The sequence below is a fragment of the Allobosea sp. LjRoot9 genome, assembly GCF_964252745.1.
GTDB lineage: Bacteria > Pseudomonadota > Alphaproteobacteria > Rhizobiales > Beijerinckiaceae > Allobosea.
In genome coordinates this window covers 55,304-71,822 of sequence record NZ_CAXUPC020000012.1, presented here as the reverse complement: position 1 = coordinate 71,822, position 16,519 = coordinate 55,304, and the positions used below count along the sequence as shown (strand labels likewise).

Here is a 16,519-nt window from a genome sequence, read left to right as displayed (position 1 = left end):
TCATATTGAAACGCTATAACATTACTAGCGCTGGAGATGGGGTCGAGGCAAGAACCGCCGTGCAAGGCCGCCCTGCGAGCCGATCAGGAGGGAGCCGAGATAGAGCGTCCCGGCGGCGAGGATGATGGCGGGGCCAGCGGGGAGATTGCTGCCCGCCGCATAGGAGACGACCAGCCCCGCATAGCCCGAGACCATGCCGAAACCCGAGGCGAGCAGGATCAGGCGCGTGATGTCGGCGGTCCAGAACCGCGCGGCGGCGGCCGGCAGCATCATCATCCCGACCGCGAGCAAGGTGCCCAACGCATGGAAGCCGGCGACGAGATTCAGCACCACAAGCGCGAGAAAGGTCAGATGGACCCAGCCGCCGGAACGGCTGACCGAACGTAGGAAGCCGGGATCGACGCATTCCATCACCAGCGGGCGATAAAGCGCCGCCAGCAGCAGCAGCGTCAGCGTCGTCACACCAGCCAGCAGGACGAGCACGTCGTCATCGAGCGCCAGCACATTGCCGAACAGCACATGGAAGAGATCGATCGCCGAGCCGCGCAGCGAGACGATAGTGACGCCGAGCGCGAGCGAAATCAGGTAGAAGGCGGCGAGCGACGCATCCTCCTTCATCACCGTCACCCGCGCCACCGCGCCGGCCGCCAGCGCGACCGCGAAACCCGCGACGAGGCCGCCAAGCGTCATGGCCGACAGCGAGAAGCCGGCGACGAGATAGCCGATCGCAGCACCAGGCAGAATGGCATGCGCCATGGCGTCGCCGGTCAAGCTCATCCGCCGCAGCATCAGGAAGACGCCGATCGGCGCGGCTGCGACCGAGAGCACGAAGATCCCGACCAGCGCACGGCGCATGAAGTCGAACTCGGCGAAGGGGCCGATGAAAAGGTCGTAGAGTTGCGTCATGGCTGGTGTGCCCGATCAGGCGGCGTCGCGCTCGCAAGGGGCGGCATGACTGTCGAAGGCCTCGACCATCTGGCGCGCCTTCAGCAGATTGGCGGGGGTCAGCACCTCGGCAGTGGCGCCCCAGGCGACAGTCTCGCGTGCCAGCAGCAGCGTCTGCGGAAAGGCGCGGCGGACCGTCTCGATATCATGCAACACCGCGACGACGGTGCGGCTCTCACCATGCCAACGCTGCACCAGAGCGAGCAGGTCCGAGGTGGTGCGTGCATCGATCGCGGTGAAAGGCTCGTCGAGCAAGATGATGTCGGCGTCCTGCAGCAGGAGCCTGGCGAACAGCACGCGCTGCATCTGCCCGCCGGAAAGATTGCTGATCGGCCGGCGCTCGAAGCCGGTGAGGCCGACGGCCGCGATCGCCTGCTCGATCCTAGCCTTTGCGCCAAAGCCGATGCGGCCGAAAATGCCGGCCGAACCCCACAAGCCCATCGCCACGAGATCATAGACATGGATCGGGAAGGAGCGGTCGAGATCGGCCGATTGCGGCAGATAGGCAAGCCGCTTGCCCTTGGCCAACGTCAGCCCGCCATCGAGCGGTGTCAGCGCGCCGGCGATGCCCTTGAGCAAGGTCGACTTGCCGGCGCCATTGGGGCCCACGATCGCCGTCAGGCTGCCTTGGGCGATCTCGCCGCAAAGATGATGCACCGCCGGATGGCGGTCATAGCCGAGCGTCAGATCGTCGAGGCGGATAGCGGGCACGGGTGCAAACACTCTCTTCACATGATCACGGCGAGCGTCGCCGCCCAGACCAGCGCGATCACGGCGACAGCCAAGCCAAGCCGGGCCACAGCCGACAGGCGCAGCAGCGACCAGCCCGGATCCTCCGAGACGACGCGACGGGCATGGCTGTGCGACTGGCTCATATGAGATGATATAATGTTACGAACAACGGCGAGCAAGCGGAGTCTATGGATGGTCCCGGTGCTCCACCGTCATGCTCGCCCTTGTGGCGAGCATCCACGTCTTGAACACCGCTATCGAAAGGGAAGACGTGGATGGTCGGGACAAATGTTTGCTCTTGAGAGATAGCCGACCGCCATGACGGCAAAGTCAAGCCAAAGCATTTTCGAGCGAAGTGGACACCGGTTCGCGTGAAGAAAATGCAATAAAACAAAATGTTAGAGCATTTCCGCAATTCGGAGAAATGCGGAAATGCTCTAAATCGCCTCCATCAGAACGGCAGGTACTGGTAGAGCCAGGTCTCGGTCAGCACCTTGTCGCCACCGCGCATGAAGCAGCGCATCTCCACCGGCTCATTGCCCTCGACGGTGAGGTCGAACTGCGCCCGCCAATGGCCGGGCACATCGTCCGGCACGGCTTCCGCGAAGACATAGGAGAAGGTCCCGCGCGAGGCCGAGAGCACGACCTCGGGCTTGACGCCGAAGGGGATCGTCTCCAGCGCCGGCCCCAAAAACTCGACCATGAACTTGCGCACGCCCCTGGGCCGGACCGTGCCGGGCTGGCCGCCATTGCCGAGCCGGGTCGCCACGACCCGCCCGAGCGCCGGCGGGAAGGGCTCGTCGGCGAGCCAGTGCAGCTTGTAGCGGAATTCGAAGGAGGCGCCCGCCTTGGCCGGCGCAGAGGGCACCCACATGGCGACGATGTTGTCGTGGATCTCGTCGTCGGTCGGGATCTCGATCAATTGGACCGCGCCCTTGCCCCAATCGCCCTGCGTCTCGACCCAGAGGCTCGGCCGGCGCTCATAGAACACGCCGTCGAGATAATGGCCGACCTCGCGGTCGCGCTGCAGCAGGCCGAAACCGCGCGGATTCTCGTCCATGAAGGCCGAAGCCGTGGTCCGGTGGGGATTGTTGAGCGGCCGCCAGGCGCGTTCGCCCGCCCCGGTCCAGAGTGCGAGCCCGTCGGAATCATGCACTTCGGGCCGCCAGTCGACAGCGGTCGATTTAGCCGTCTCGGAGTACCAGTACATCGAGGTCAGCGGCGAAATGCACAGACGCTCGATATCCTTGCGCAGATAGAGCGCCTTCTCGATCTCCATGGTGACGCCCTTGCCGCGATGCATGCGGAAGCGATAGGCGCCCGCCACGCTGGGGCCGGAGAGCAGGGCATAGACCACGACATATTCGGCGCCGGGCTGAGGCGTCTCGAGCCAGACATGGGTGAAATCGGGGAACTCTTCCGACTTGCCGGCCACCGCCGGATCGATCGCGAGCCCGCGCGCCGAGAGGCCGTATTGGTAGAGCTCGCCGATGGCGCGGAAATAGGATGCGCCCAGGAACGCGACCCAATCGTTCTTCTGCCAGTCGAGCTTCTCGCCCTTGCGGCCGGGATGGCCCGAGCGGCTTTCCTGGAAGCGGAAACCGGCAAAGCCAGCTCCCGTCGGCAATTCGCGCGCCGGGGAATCCGCCGGCATTTCGAAATAGCTCTCGTCATAGACGATCTCGCGCGCCTGGCCGGCGTCGAGGACATGCATGCGCACTGGCTTCTGGAAGTAGCGGCCGAGATGGAAGAAGGTCACCGGCCAGGGCGACGGGCCATTCGCCCACAGCGCCATCTCCGGCTTGAACTTGATCTTGCCATGCGCGTCATAGTCGATCCGCTCCAGCACATCGGCTCGCGGGGACGGCGGGGCCTGATAGGGCCGGGATGCGAAATCGCGCGCCCGCGCCTTCAGCCCCTCGAAGCCGAACGCCTCCGCCACACCGAGTTTCAGGCCCTGCTGCGCCAGCGCGGCTGGCGAAAAGCCGAGCGCAGCCAGCGTCGCGGTGGCGCTCGCCCCGGCAAGCAAGGTGCGGCGGTCGAGGGTGGGCGCAAGGGAAGGCCTTGCTGAGGAGCGATCCTGCATGTCTGGCGAGGCTCTTTGGCTGTGCGATGGCAAAGTTGGCGATGGCAAAGTTGGCGATGGCATGGGCTGTCCGGGCTAACCTGTCCCAGAGGCCAGAGCAACCGAGGAGAGGCAACTGGCGAGAAGCGGACAGTCGGAAAGGGGGGAGGCCGTTTCAATGCATGCCAAAAGTGGCGAAAGCATCACGCAACACCGACAAAAGTAGAAAGGCCCTGTATTCCTTTGGCTTTCCTTTTGCGTTCGGCCTGACCTACAAAAGGAATAAGCACGGCCGGCACGGCCGGAAAAAATCGTCTGGGAGGACATATGAACCGCTTCATTCGCGGCCGAAGGCTTGCAGGCCTCGCCACCGCTGTTCTGCTCGCCGCCGCGCCGGTGACGGCCCGCGCCCAGGATTTCATCAACATCCTGACCGGCGGCACTTCGGGCGTCTATTATCCGATGGGCGTCGCGCTCTCGAAGATTTATGGCGAGAAGATCCCCAATGTCCGCCCGACCGTGCAGGCCACCAAGGCCTCGGTCGAGAATCTGGTCCTGCTGCAGCAGGGCCGCGGCGAGCTCGCCTTCACGCTGGGCGATTCCCTCGACGCCGCCTGGAAGGGCGATGAGGAAGCCGGCTTCAAGACTCCACTCAAGAAGCTTCGCGGCATCACCGCGATCTACCCGAACTATGTCCAGATCGTCGCCGCGAAGGATAGCGGCATCAAGACCCTGGCCGATCTCAAGGGCAAGCGCCTCTCCGTCGGCGCGCCGAAATCCGGCACCGAACTGAATGCGCGCGCCATCCTCGCCGCCGCCGGCATCACCTACAAGGATCTCGGCAAGATCGAGTATCTGCCCTTCGCCGAATCGGTCGAGCTGATGAAGAACCGCCAGCTCGACGCGACGCTGCAATCGGCCGGGCTCGGCGTCGCCTCGATCCGCGATCTCGCGGCTTCCGTCGAGATCGTCGTCGTCGAGGTGCCCAAGGCGGTGATCGACAAGGCTGGCCCCCCCTTCGTCAGCGCGCCCATCCCCGCCAACACCTATGGCGGCCAGACCGCCGATGTGAACACGGCTGCCGTCGTCAACTACCTCGTCACCCATGAGGGCGTGAAGGAGGAGACGGTCTACCAGATGACGAAGAACATCTTCGAGAATCTGGGCGAAATCGGCGCGGCGCATTCGGCCGGCAAATCGATCAAGCTCGAAAGCGCGCTGGAGGGCCTGCCGGTGCCGCTCCACCCCGGCGCCGCGCGCTATCTCAGGGAAAAGGGCCTGAAGGTCGGCTCATAAAGCGCGCCATCCCGTGCGCGCTGCGGCACGAGGTGACGCGGCGCAGACACGGGACCGTAGGACGACGAGGCGCCTCTTTTCTGAATGCGGTCCCGCATCTGCGCAGCAGCACCTCGTGCCGCAGCGCGTGCGGGATGACACCGGCAGGACACCGCAATGACCGCCCAGACCGACCAGCTGCACGAACTCTCGGGCGTGCAGCCCGTTGAGATCGAAAACCCGGCGCTCGACAATTTCGAGCACGGCTTTCCGCCCGGCTTCGGCCCGGGACGCTGGGGCCTGTTCGCCTATGCGATCGCCTTGATCTTCGCCTGTTTCCAGATCGCGATCTCGGCCTGGCATGTCCTGCCGAGCCAGGCGGTGCGCGGCATCCATGTCGGCTTCCTGCTGCTCCTGACCTTCGGCCTCGTCGCCAATTTCAAGGCGAAATCCGAAACCGGGCGCTGGATCGGCTGGGCGCTGGGCGGACTCGGCTTCTGGCTTGGGCTCTACCAGCTCGTCTTCTACCAGGACCTGATCCTGCGCGACGGAGACCCGACGGTCATCGACCTCGTCACCGGCACCCTGCTGATCGTGCTCATCTTCGAGGCCGCGCGCCGATTGATGGGCAACGCCTTGCCGATCATGTGCGGCGTCTGCCTGCTCTACTGGTTCTTCGGGCAGTACCTGCCCGCCCCCTTCAATCACCGCGGCTATGATTTCGACCAGGTCGTCAGCCACCTCTCCTTCGGCACCGAGGGCTTCTACGGCGTGCCGATCTATGTTTCGGCGACTTATATCTTCCTGTTCATCGTCTTCGGCTCCTTCCTCGAGAAGGCCGGCATGATCCATCTGTTCAACGACGTCTCGCTCGGCCTCTTCGGCGGCGCGCGCGGCGGGCCGGCCAAGGTCGCCGTCTTCTCCTCGGGATTGATGGGCACGATCTCTGGCTCGGGCGTCGCCAATGTCGTGACGGTCGGGCAGTTCACGATTCCCCTGATGATCAAGTTCGGCTATCGCCGCGCCTTCGCAGCCGGCGTCGAAGCCACAGCCTCGATGGGCGGGCAGATCATGCCGCCGGTGATGGGCGCTGCCGCCTTCATCATGGCCGAGACGCTGGGCGTCGAATATTCGGCGATCGTCAAGGCGGCCGCCATTCCCGCCATCCTCTATTTCGCCTCGGCCTTCTGGATGGTGCATCTCGAAGCCGGGAAATACGGCCTGAAGGGCGTCGAGCGGCATTTGCTCCCGAGCCCGCTGAAGGCGCTGCGCGAGCGCTGGTATCTGGCCCTGCCGCTCGCCGTCCTGGTCTTCATGCTGTTTCACGGTTTCACGCCGCTCTTCGCCGGCACGATCGGGCTTGCGCTCACGGTCGGGCTCATCCTGGGCGCCGGCATCGCGCTCGGGCTCGCGACAACGACCCTGCGCGTGATCTTCTGGGTCGGGCTCGGCCTGATCTCGGCTGCCCTGTTCCGCGAGGGCATGGATGTCAGGATCGTCGCCGGGTTGATCGCCTTGCTGATCGCCATCAACGCCTTGACCATGGGCGGGCGGGCGACCTTGGTGACCTGCCGCAACGCTCTGGCCGACAGCGCCAAGACGGCGCTTCCCGTCGGCATCGCCTGCGCCATCGTCGGCACCATCATCGGCCTGATGACTCAGACCGGCATCGGCACCACCTTCGGCGCCTGGGTCATCGGGCTCGGTCAGACCAGCCTGTTCCTGGCACTGGTGCTGACGATGGTGCTCTCGATCCTGCTCGGCACCGGCATCCCGACGATCCCGACCTATATCATCGTCGCGGCGCTGGCCGCCCCGGCCCTTGAGAAGCTCGGCGTGCCGCTGATCGTGAGCCATATGTTCGCGTTCTATTACGGCATCATGGCCGACCTCTCGCCGCCGGTGGCGCTGGCGGCATTGGCCGCCGCGCCGATCGCCAAGGAGAACCCCGACAAGATCGGCTGGGAGGCGATGCGCGTCGCGCTGGCGGGCTATGTCATCCCCTTCATCGCGGTCTATGCTCCCGCCTTGATGCTGCAGCCCGGCGACCCGCTGGCAAATGTGATCGGCTTCTGGCCGGCGGTGGTCTACGCCGTGATCAAGGCCAGCGTCGCCATCGCACTCTTCGGCATGGTGGCCATCGGCTATCTCTTCGGCCGGCTGACCCTCGTCGAGCGGCTCGTGGCCTTCATCGCCTCGGTCTTCATCCTGGGGGAGTTCGCCTATAGCGACCTGCTCGGTTACATCCTTGCCGCAGCCATGGTCGGGCGGCATTGGTGGCTCGCCCGCAATCAGCTCACCGAGAGACCTGCGTGAGCCTGTGTCTGGCAGCCGGCGCGCTCGTCATCGCGCTCGGCAGCGACGAGATCACGCTGAGTTGGCGCCATTCCGTGCAGAAGACCGTGTGGGAAGAACTCTGGCGCAATGGGCCGGACGGCATGCGGTTGATCGAGGCGCGCATCCAGGGCTCGGGAGCCGGCATGGATCCGCCCGACGGCGCGAAGCTCGTCGACGGCTTCTGGCGCTGGACGCCGAAGCTTCCCGCATTGCCGGAGGTCGTGATGCGGCGCTCGGGCGCCACCGCTGACTGGCGCGTCTGCATCGCCGGTGCCTGCCGGCCGATGGGAGCCTATTTGCCCGATGACGCCGACCCCGTCGTCCTGAGGCCCTGCGGCTGAACTGCTTGTCTCAGTTGTCGCCGATCATATGCTCGACCTTGAGCACGCGGCGCATCAGGTTGATCATGGCGTAGCCGGCCACGACCGAGAACAGCGCCATCAGCACATAGCCGACGACATGGCCGAGATCGAGCAGGCCGGCGAGCGCCCAGCCCGAGGCCAGCGCGACGCCGAACAATTCGACCGCGATCAGGATGCCCAGCGATATCACCATGATCAGGGTGCGCCAGTTGGTGCGCCTTACGGCCATCGGTCCATTCCTCAAACGCTCATGCACGGGACGGCCTAGCGGAGGCCGCAGCGGCATGCAACAAAATCGCGCGCCCCGTCACAAGGCAGAAGCTCTGCTTTTGGCGAAATAGTCCCGACCGCCCAGCTTGAAAAGACCCCGATGATCGAGACACCCGTCTTTGGTGCCAGTGCCGCCGCCGCGCCCCACCATCTCGCCTCCGAGGCCGGGCGCGCCGTGCTGGCTGAGGGCGGCAACGCGATCGAGGCGATGGTCGCCATGGCCGCGACGATCGCGGTGGTCTACCCGCATATGAACGCCATCGGTGGTGACGGCTTCTGGCTGGTGCATGAGCCCGGCGGCAAGGGCCGAGTTCATGCGATCGAGGCCTGCGGCCCGGCCGGTGCGCTTGCGACGATCGAGCGTTATCGCGAGATGGGCCATGACACGATTCCCGCGCGCGGACCCGACGCCGCCGTAACGGTCGCCGGCGCGATCGGCGGCTGGCAGACGGCTCTGGAGCTCTCCAGGAGCCTGGGCGGCAGGATGCCGCTCAAGGACCTGCTCACCAATGCGATCGCCCATTGCGATGCAGGCTATGCGATCTCGGATTCGGAGCTGCGCACCTGGCCCCAGCAGGTCGAGGCGGCCAAGCTCGCGCCCGGCTTCAGCGAGTTCTTCTGGCCGGGCGGCGAGCAGCCCAAGGCGGGCGCGCGCCGCAAGCCCGAAGCGCTCGGCGCCACCTTCAAGCAACTCGCCGATGCCGGCCTCGACGATTTCTACCGTGGCGACATCGGCCGCGAGATCGGTGCCGACCTCGCGGCAATGGACGCGCCTGTGACGCGCCAGGACATGGCTGCCTTCAAGGCGCCCCTCGTCCAGCCGCTCGCCATCCAATTGCCGGGTCTGGCCGTCTACAACTTCCCGCCGCCGACGCAGGGGCTCGCCTCGCTCCTGATCCTCGGCATCTTCGAGAAGCTCGGCATCGAACGGGCCGAAGGCTTCGACCATCATCACGGGCTGGTCGAGGCGACCAAGCGCGCCTTCGCCATCCGCGACCGCTATGTCACCGACCCGGCGCATCTGCAGATCGATCCCGCGAGCCTCCTCAACGACACCGTCTTCGCCCGCGAGGCCGCCGCGATCGACCGCAAGCGCGCAGCAAGCTGGCCGTTCAAGACGGGTGATGGCGACACGGTCTGGATGGGCGCAATCGACGCCTCCGGCATGGCGGTGTCCTATATCCAGTCGATCTATTGGGAGTACGGCTCCGGCTGCATCCTGCCCAGGACCGGCGTGAACTGGCAGAACCGCGGCGTCTCCTTCTCGCTCGACAAGCGCGCGCTGAACCCGCTCGCGCCCGGCCGCAAGCCCTTCCATACGCTCAACCCCGCCTTCGCGCGCTTTGCCGACGGGCGCATCGTCTCCTATGGCGCGATGGGCGGCGACGGCCAGCCGCAATTCCAGGCGCAGATCCTGACGCGCTACCGCTTCGGTCAGAACCCGGCGGCGGCGGTCGATGCGCCACGCTGGCTCTTCGGCCGCAGTTGGGGGGCGGGCTCGCTCTCGCTGAAGCTGGAGAGCCGCTTCGACCCGATGCTGCTCGCCAGGCTGGCCGCCGCCGGCCACCCGGTCGAGGAATACAGCGAAGCCTATTCCGATCAGTTCGGCCATGCCGGCATGCTGGTGAAGCATCCCAAGGGCCATGTCGAAGCCACCCACGATCCACGTTCAGACGGCGACGCAAGAGGACTTTGACGCCTATGCCTATCGAAGACCCCTTCCGCTGCTTCGTTCCCTATCCGGATGCGCCGGTGAAGAACGCCGCCTTCGGCCCGCTCGCCGGGCTGACGCTGGCGGTGAAAGACCTGTTCGACGTCAAGGGCTATCCGACGGGGGCGGGCTCGCCGACCGTGCTGGCCCAGTCCGGCATCAAGACCAGGACCGCGCCGATCGTGAGGACGCTGCTCGATGCCGGAGCGCGCTTCGTCGGCAAGACCCATACCGATGAACTCGCCTTCTCGCTCAACGGCAAGAACGCCCATTTCGGCGCACCGATCAATCCGTCCGCGCCCGATCGCATCACCGGCGGATCGTCCTCGGGTTCGATGGCGGCCGTCGCCGGCCGCCTCGCCGATATCGCTATTGGTTCCGACACTGGCGGCTCGGTGCGTGCGCCGGCAAGCTATGGCGGGCTCTTCGGCATCCGTCCGAGCCATGGCCGGCTCTCACTCAAGCATGCCTGGCCGCTGGCACAGAGCCTGGACACGCCGGGCTGGTTCGCCCGCGACGGCGAAACCTTCGCCCGCGTCGCTGAGGTCGTCTTCGGCAAGGATCGCATCGCCCTGCCCGAGATCCCGCGCATGCTGCTGGCAGACGACATGTTCTCCCAGGCCGTGCCGGACGCCGAGAACATCCTGCGCAATGTCGTCCAGCGCGCCGTGCCCGCGCTCGGCCAGCCCGAAAGCATCAAGGTCGCGCGCGATCTCGACGCGCTCTATTGGACCTTCCGCTGGGTGCAGGGCCGCGAGGCCTGGATCGCCGATGGGCCGATGATCGAGCGCTTCGCGCCGCCGCTCGGACCAGGCGTCGCCGAACGCTTCGCCTTCTCGAAATCCGTGACGGACGCCGAATACGCCAAGGCCGAGACCACCCGGAAGAACTTCCGCGCCAAGCTCGCGCGCTGGCTTGGGCGGGATGGCGTGCTGATCCTGCCGACCGTGCCCGACATCGCCCCGCTCGTCAGCGCACAGGAGCCTGAGCTCGACGATTTCCGCAACCGGGCGCTGCGCCTGCTCTGCCTTGCCGGGCTGTCGGGCTTTCCGCAGGTGACGATGCCGGTGGCACAGCGCGAGGGCGCACCGCTCGGCCTGTCGCTGATCGGGCCGAAGGGCTCGGACAAATCCCTTATCGCCTTCGCAGTGAAATTCGAGCGGGCGGCGCGGATCCGGATCGCATGAGGAGGCGGCCATGAGCGGTCATCATCACCACCACGACCACGATCATGATCACGACAACCACTTCACCCCGATCGAAGCGCGGGTGAAGGCGCTGGAATCGCTGATGGTCGCCAAGGGCTATGTCGACCCGGCCGCGCTCGACGCGATCATCGACACCTATGAGACCAAGATCGGCCCGCGCAACGGCGCCCGCGTCGTCGCAAGAGCCTGGAGCGACCCGGCCTTCGCCGCAAGACTGAAGGCGGACGGCTCGGCGGCTGTCGCCGAGCTCGGCTATGGCGGGCGCGGCGGCGAACATATCGTCGCGGTGTTCAACACGCCTGAGGAACACAACCTAATCGTCTGCACGCTGTGCTCCTGCTATCCATGGCCGGTGCTCGGCCTGCCGCCGGTCTGGTACAAATCCCCGCCCTATCGCTCCAAGGCGGTGATCGATCCGCGCGGCGTGCTGGCCGATTTCGGCGTCACGCTTCCGCAAGGCCAGAACATCCGCGTCTGGGATTCGACCGCCGAGACACGCTTCATCGTCATCCCGATGCGCCCAGTCGGCACCGAGGGGTGGTCGGAGGAGCAGCTTGCCGCCATCGTCAGCCGCGATTCAATGATCGGCACCGGGCTGGCCGTCGCGGAGGCCCAGTCATGAATGGCGGGCAGGATCTCGGCGGCCAGATGGGTTTTGGCCCGGTCAGGCCCGAGCCGAACGAGCCGATCTTCCATGGCGACTGGGAAAAGCGCGTGCTGGCGCTCAATGTCGCCGCCGGCGCGATGGGGCAATGGAGCATCGACGAAAGCCGGCATGCCCGCGAGAGCATTCCCCCGGCCGATTATCTCTCCTTCTCCTATTACCAGATCTGGCTCGCGGGCTTGCAGAACCTGCTGCTGCTGCATGGCTTCGTCACGCAAGGCGAGCTCACCGAGGGCAAGCCCTCCGCGCCGCCAAGGCCGCCCAAGCGCGTGCTGAAGGGCGAGGACGTCGCGGCCGTGCTGCGGCGCGGTTTTCCCTATGAGCGCGAAGCGCAGGCGCCGGCGAAATTCAGCGTCGGCGACAGCGTCCGCACCATCGTGATCCATCCGCAGCACCATACCCGCCTGCCGCGCTATGCCCGGGGCAAGCTGGGGGTGATCGAGCGCGTCAGCGGCTGCCATGTCTTCCCCGACACCGGGGCACAGGGCCAGCCCGAGACGGCGCAATGGCTCTACACCGTGGTCTTCACCGGCCCGGAGCTATGGGGCCGCGACGCCGACCCGACCACACGCGTCAGCATCGAGGCCTGGGAGAGCTATCTTGAACCGGCCTGATCTCGTCGCTGCGCTGGCTGCCGATACGCCGATCCCGCGCGATGCCGACGGCCCGGTCTTCGCCGAGCCCTGGCAGGCGCAGGCCTTCGCATTGGTCGTCGCGCTGCAGAACAAGGGCGTCTTCACGGCCGATGAATGGGCCCAGGCGCTGGGCGCCGAAATCGCCGAGGCGGTGGCCGAAGGCGGCTGCCGCGACGGCTCGGATTACTACGAGCGCTGGTGCGAGGCGCTGGAACACCTGCTGATCGACAAGGGCCTGACCTCGCATGCGGGTGTCGATGCGCTCGCCGCCTCCTGGGCGCGCGCGGCGGAGGCTACGCCGCATGGCAAGCCGATCATGCTGGAGAATGATCCGGAGCGGGGGCGATAGCGGGCTGCGGTTCATGAGACGGATGGGCCCCATAGCGGTCACCAATGAAAATGAGTTGGCAGGACCAAACAGCTCCCAGCCTTCGTCGACGACCGCTCGGTCTTTGCGGTGGAACTCATAGAATACCGATCCTGCTTGAGAGCACACCTCTCGCCGGCTAATATCAAACCGCTTGGCGCTAAAGCGGTCGGGTGTCGCAGGCGCCGATGTCGTATGGGTGTCACCAGGAATCGGTCAGCCTGCCCTATGGCACTGGCGCGAGCGCTGCTCCGGACAAGGCCGCACAGCGGAGCCGGGAGATATCATGAAAACCGCCTTTGCAGGGCTACTCGGCGCAGCCGCCATCGCGCTCGCATATCCGACGCAAGCCGCCGATCCGGCGCTCAACACACTGATCCCGAAACTGACGCGCGCGACGCAATGGAAGCAGACCGCCGCGATCCCGATCCAGTTCCCGACTTTTCATCCGCAAGGCATGTTGAAGATCGGCGACGCCTTCTTCGTCTCTTCCGTCGATATCCGGAAGGCGACGACCCGCTATCCGGCCCTCCAGGACGGCTATGATCGCGATACCGGCGAAGGCGTTGGCCATCTTTTCAAGATCGACGCCGACGGCAAGCTGCTCCAGGACATCACGCTGGGCGAAGGGTCGGTCTATCATCCCGGCGGTATGGATTTCGACGGGAAAGACATCTGGGTGCCCGTTGCCGAGTACCGGCCCAACAGCCAGTCGATCGTCTACAAGGTCGACCCCGAGACGATGAAGGCGACCGAGGTATTCCGCTTCAAGGATCATGTCGGTGGCATCGTCCATAATACGGACGACAAGTCGCTGCACGGGGTCAGTTGGGGCTCGCGCCGCTTCTACGCCTGGCCGCTCGATGGGGCGGGCAAGGTGACCAACGCGGCAACACCGCCGGAGCAGCTCCGCGTCATCAATCCCGCACTCTATATCGACTATCAGGATTGCCATTTCATCGGCATGAGCCGGATGCTCTGCTCCGGGCTCAACAACTACCGTACCTCGCCGGATGGGCCGATTTTCCGCCTCGGTGGCTTCGAGATCGTCGATCTCAAGGACAACCGGCCCGTCTATCAGGTGCCAGTCGAACTCTGGTCTCCATCGGGGCTGCCGATGACCCAGAACCCGTTCTGGGTCGAGCCTATGGAGCAGGGCGTGCGGGCCTATTTCATGCCCGATGACGACAAATCGACACTGTTCGTCTACGAGGCCGCGACGAAATAGGCTGAACGGGCGGAGGCCAGGCTAACTCCCCGCCCCGCTCGCCCACATCCCGAGGAACAGCGCCGTCCCCATTACCACCTCGCATGCGGGTGTCGATGCGCTTGCCGCCTCCTGGCGAGCGCGGCGGAGGCGACGCCGCATGGCAAGCGATCCTGCTGGAGAACGATCCGGAGCGGGGCGGTAGCGGGCTGCGACTCCTAGGGCAGCCAACGAGCCCTGCCCGGCTTCGTCAGAACTCTTCCCAACCCGCGTCGTTGGCGCGCGCGTTTGCGACCTTCCTGGCGGGCGTCGGAGCCTGTCGCGGCGCTGTCGCTACCGTGGCAGGCCTGGGGCTCTGCCCGAAGGCGGCTTCGGCGAGCTTACGCAGGCGCGCGGGCTCCGAGCCATGACTGGCCGGTGAGGCAGCTGCGCCCTCAGGCCCCGTCCTGAAGGTGGCGACGAGGTCGTTGAGCTGGACGATGCGGCCCGAGAGCGAACCGGCCGAGGCCGCGCTCTGTTCGGCGAGCGCCGCATTGGCCTGCGTCATCTCGTCGAGATGGGCGACGGCCTGGCTCATCTCGTCGATGCCATTGGCCTGCTCGCCAGACGCCGCCGAGATCTCGGCGATGGTGGCCGCGACCTTTTGCGAGGCGGCCAGGATCTGGGTCAGGGCGTCGCCGGCCTGGCGGACCAGCGTGACGCCCGCGCCGACCTCGGCATTGGAGGAGGAGATCAGGCCCGAGATGTCCTTGGCGGCGGCACCCGAGCGCTGCGCCAGCGTGCGCACTTCCGAGGCGACGACAGCAAAGCCCTTGCCGGCATCACCGGCGCGCGCCGCTTCCACCGCCGCGTTCAGCGCCAGCAGATTGGTCTGGAAGGCGATGTCGTCGATCACCCGGATGATGTCGGAGATCTTCTGCGAGGCGCTCTCGATGCGCGCCATTGCAGCCACCGCTTCGGTCGCGATCGTGCCGCCGGTCTGCGCCGCCTGCATCGCCTCGGTTGCGATCGCGGCTGCCTGCTTCGAGGCCTGGGCCGAGGCCTTCACCGAGGCTGCGAGCTCCTCGGTCGTGGCGGCGGTCTCCTCCAGCGAACTCGCCTGCTCCTCGGTGCGCTTGGAGAGATCATCGGCGCCCATGGTGATCTCGCGGGCGGCCAAGCCCACATCCGCGGAGGTCGTCTGGATCGTGCGCACCGTCGAGGACAGGCGATCCACCGTCTCGTTGATTGCGCCCTTGAGCTCGGCGAACTTGCCGCGATAGGCGGTCTCGATCCGGGAGGTCAGGTCGCCGCCGGCCACCGCCTGCAGGGCGGCCGCGAACTCGGATGTGGCGCTGTCGACCACCGCATTGATCTCGTTGATCCCCGCCACCAGCTTCTGCATCTGCTCGTCGGCATGTTCGATCTGCAGCCGCGCCGAGAAATCCCCCGATGCCGCAGCCGCGACCACATCGCCGACATCGGAGACCACCGCCTCCATCGACTGCGCCCGCGCCAGGCGAGCGGCGGAGGCGATACGCTCCTGCTCTTCCAGAGCCCGAACCTTGACGAGATTTTCGCGATAGGCCTCAAGCGCGTTGCCAAGCGCCCCAACTTCGTCGGGACAGGGCGCGGCGGGAACAGCCTCGTCGATATCGCCGGCCTGCATGCGCGCAAGCGCGACATTCATACCGGTCAGCGGGTTCGCGATTCGCTTCTGGATGCCGCGCCAGCTTGCTGCGCACAGGGCCAGCAGCGCGACGAGCAGACCAGCGATCAGGGCCAGCCGGGTCAGGGCATGATTGCTCTGCGTCGTGGTCGTCGATCGCATCTCGTCCAGTGATTGGGCGACCGTGCCAACGATGGCGGTGAAGGGCCCGTTGCACATTGCGGTCCAGTCCTCGGCGCCGATGACGGCGCCCGAGCCCTGACCGAGCTTGCCGACGAGCTGGTCCATCGCCTGGTTTGCAGTGGCGACTTCGCCGGTCGCAACGCCGACCCTGCGCGCAAGCTCGGGCGAGATGCCGGCGCGCGTGGCGAGCTGACCCAACTGGCTCTGCGCCGCGTTGCTCGCGCCGCGCAATTCGCCGAACTGTTTCCATTGTGGCGGGGTGAGTGCCTGGCCGGAGCCCAGCGGCGCACGCAGCAATGAGCATTGCGTGCCGTAGTTAGAGCGCAAGGCCCAGGCGGTGGACTTGAATCCCTGAAGTTCCGCGAGCGCGGGATCGGCCAGCCGAACGGCGAGCGACGCCGCATCGGAGGCTTTGGTCAGCGCGGTCTCGATGGCGCCGACGGCATTGTACCAGGGCATGGTCGCAGCCAGGCTGCGCTGCGCCCGCGGCTTGGCCGCCTCGGCGTCCAGATCGGGAATCTTGCCCTGCATGGCCTTTTCAGCCTGCAGGATGGCTGCCGAATATGTCGAGCGTTCCGCCAGGTCGACGGCCTCGAGCTTCGTCACGGCCGTCGCGATCTGGCTTCGCGATGTCTCCACGATCGAACGAATCGTCGCGCCGGCATCGTCATTGACCTGCAGGCTGGTCTGGGCCTTGCCGCGATCGGAACGAATTGCATTGCCCGTGAGCAGCAAGGCGCGATCCGCCTCGACCAGACCGGCTAGCCGGTGGTTTGCACGCATGTCGATGACCGCATCATAGGCAAGGTAGCCGAGCGTACCGAGACCCGGCAGGCAGACAGCCGCCATGGTCGCCAGGAGGTACTGCCGAATGGAACGCGGAAAGATCATCACAGCACCTGGAACAGGA

Annotated in this window: 15 protein-coding genes; 9 read left to right on the top strand and 6 right to left on the bottom strand. The window is 66.1% G+C overall.

Annotation, left to right across the window (positions count from 1 at the left end; genetic code table 11):
• Positions 1-24: 24 nt before the first annotated feature.
• From ACSQ3P_RS28815 to ACSQ3P_RS28800, 4 genes are all read right to left on the bottom strand, one after another.
• Positions 25-906: a metal ABC transporter permease gene (locus tag ACSQ3P_RS28815; RefSeq protein WP_436168867.1), complete on the bottom strand. Its 882-nt coding sequence runs from the start codon at positions 904-906 to the stop codon at positions 25-27.
• A 15-nt stretch (positions 907-921) separates the two neighbouring features.
• A complete protein-coding gene (gene aztA / locus ACSQ3P_RS28810) occupies positions 922-1,656 on the bottom strand; it encodes a zinc ABC transporter ATP-binding protein AztA (protein WP_311912853.1) in 735 nt (244 codons plus the stop codon).
• A gap of 17 nt (positions 1,657-1,673) precedes the next feature.
• A complete protein-coding gene (locus ACSQ3P_RS28805) occupies positions 1,674-1,820 on the bottom strand; it encodes a hypothetical protein (RefSeq protein ID WP_436168866.1) in 147 nt (48 codons plus the stop codon).
• Positions 1,821-2,128: 308 nt separating this feature from the next.
• Positions 2,129-3,763: a glucan biosynthesis protein gene (locus ACSQ3P_RS28800; protein WP_436168865.1), complete on the bottom strand. Its 1,635-nt coding sequence runs from the start codon at positions 3,761-3,763 to the stop codon at positions 2,129-2,131.
• A 306-nt stretch (positions 3,764-4,069) separates the two neighbouring features.
• Between ACSQ3P_RS28800 and ACSQ3P_RS28795 the strand changes: the two genes are divergently transcribed.
• From ACSQ3P_RS28795 to ACSQ3P_RS28785, 3 genes are all read left to right on the top strand, one after another.
• Positions 4,070-5,038 (top strand): TAXI family TRAP transporter solute-binding subunit, encoded by a 969-nt coding sequence (locus ACSQ3P_RS28795; RefSeq protein ID WP_436168864.1) that lies wholly within the window; start codon positions 4,070-4,072, stop codon positions 5,036-5,038.
• A 156-nt stretch (positions 5,039-5,194) separates the two neighbouring features.
• On the top strand, positions 5,195-7,333 hold the full coding sequence (locus tag ACSQ3P_RS28790) for a TRAP transporter permease (protein WP_436168863.1): 2,139 nt from the start codon (positions 5,195-5,197) through the stop codon (positions 7,331-7,333).
• Positions 7,330-7,695, top strand: coding sequence for a DUF1850 domain-containing protein (locus ACSQ3P_RS28785; protein ID WP_436168862.1), 366 nt, complete (start codon positions 7,330-7,332; stop codon positions 7,693-7,695). Before ACSQ3P_RS28790 ends, ACSQ3P_RS28785 begins: the two co-directional genes overlap by 4 nt.
• 10 nt (positions 7,696-7,705) lie before the next feature.
• Here the strand turns inward: ACSQ3P_RS28785 and ACSQ3P_RS28780 are convergent, their stop codons facing one another.
• Entirely contained in the window at positions 7,706-7,945 is a 240-nt protein-coding gene (locus ACSQ3P_RS28780; protein ID WP_092175382.1) for a hypothetical protein, read from the bottom strand.
• Between the two features lie 141 nt (positions 7,946-8,086).
• Between ACSQ3P_RS28780 and ACSQ3P_RS28775 the strand changes: the two genes are divergently transcribed.
• The 6 genes from ACSQ3P_RS28775 to ACSQ3P_RS28750 all read left to right on the top strand — a co-directional run bounded on the left by ACSQ3P_RS28775 (position 8,087) and on the right by ACSQ3P_RS28750 (position 13,799).
• Positions 8,087-9,682 carry a gamma-glutamyltransferase family protein gene (locus tag ACSQ3P_RS28775; RefSeq protein ID WP_436168861.1) on the top strand — a complete coding sequence of 532 codons (1,596 nt, stop codon included), beginning with the start codon at positions 8,087-8,089 and terminating at the stop codon, positions 9,680-9,682.
• A gap of 5 nt (positions 9,683-9,687) precedes the next feature.
• Positions 9,688-10,884, top strand: a complete 1,197-nt coding sequence (locus tag ACSQ3P_RS28770; RefSeq protein WP_436168860.1) for an amidase — start codon at positions 9,688-9,690, stop codon at positions 10,882-10,884.
• 10 nt (positions 10,885-10,894) lie between these two features.
• Positions 10,895-11,527, top strand: coding sequence for a nitrile hydratase subunit alpha (nthA, locus tag ACSQ3P_RS28765; protein WP_436168859.1), 633 nt, complete (start codon positions 10,895-10,897; stop codon positions 11,525-11,527).
• Positions 11,524-12,183, top strand: a complete 660-nt coding sequence (nthB, locus tag ACSQ3P_RS28760) for a nitrile hydratase subunit beta (protein WP_436168858.1) — start codon at positions 11,524-11,526, stop codon at positions 12,181-12,183. The genes nthA and nthB overlap by 4 nt, the downstream gene beginning before the upstream one ends.
• Entirely contained in the window at positions 12,170-12,553 is a 384-nt protein-coding gene (locus ACSQ3P_RS28755) for a nitrile hydratase accessory protein (RefSeq protein WP_436168857.1), read from the top strand. Before nthB ends, ACSQ3P_RS28755 begins: the two co-directional genes overlap by 14 nt.
• A gap of 304 nt (positions 12,554-12,857) precedes the next feature.
• Entirely contained in the window at positions 12,858-13,799 is a 942-nt protein-coding gene (locus tag ACSQ3P_RS28750) for a DUF6454 family protein (RefSeq protein ID WP_436168856.1), read from the top strand.
• Between the two features lie 229 nt (positions 13,800-14,028).
• On the opposite strand, the gene ACSQ3P_RS28745 is transcribed toward ACSQ3P_RS28750, so the two are convergent.
• Positions 14,029-16,500: a methyl-accepting chemotaxis protein gene (locus ACSQ3P_RS28745; protein ID WP_436168855.1), complete on the bottom strand. Its 2,472-nt coding sequence runs from the start codon at positions 16,498-16,500 to the stop codon at positions 14,029-14,031.
• Positions 16,501-16,519: the final 19 nt, after the last annotated feature.